The 599-nt window shown below is 38.9% G+C and carries 1 protein-coding gene; it reads left to right on the top strand.

All coding sequences use genetic code 11. The features are described from left to right. Positions 1-210: 210 nt before the first annotated feature. Positions 211-599: hypothetical protein (locus KNQ12_RS16875; protein ID WP_251137757.1), on the top strand; the 389-nt coding region annotated here is incomplete at its 3' end.

The raw sequence follows: 599 nt of genomic DNA on the forward strand, positions 1-599 counted from the left end.
GACTTCATGTCTGAATTCTCGTTATTGATGCCCTATAACTTCATCGTGACCCGCGATGCAACGAATCGATTTGGCATGCTCGATCACTTTTGTACGAATGGAAAGATCGCTCATTTTGGAAAGATGGACGATCGAAAGACGTTTTTCAACTAACGATGGAAACATCATCCATAAGGAGGAAGCATAATGAGCTTAGCGTCATATATTTGTATGGAGAGACAAATTCCTGAACAGTATCTCAATTTATATGAAGAAGATGAGACCGTTCCTTTATATATCGGTCCCTGTTTTGCGGATGAAGACTGTCTGTATGAAGTAAAAACGAAGCATTTTCATAAATGGTATGTATATGAAATTTCGAGTAACTGGGGCATCGAGATCGTTGAACCTTTTGATTCCGAAATTGCACTGGAATCGAAAGAAAAGCTACGTTATCTGTTTACGTTCATGAATGACTTCTTAGACGAGGGTAAATCGTTCGAATTGTATACCTGTTGGATTGGGGAAGAATCCGATCCGCAAGTGAAAAGTATGACGTTATCATTGGCACTTGATCAGTTAGAAGACATTGAGATTCCTGAAAGAACGCATATTTTGAT

This window comes from Exiguobacterium sp. s11 (assembly GCF_018619015.1).
Lineage (GTDB): Bacteria > Bacillota > Bacilli > Exiguobacteriales > Exiguobacteriaceae > Exiguobacterium_A > Exiguobacterium_A indicum.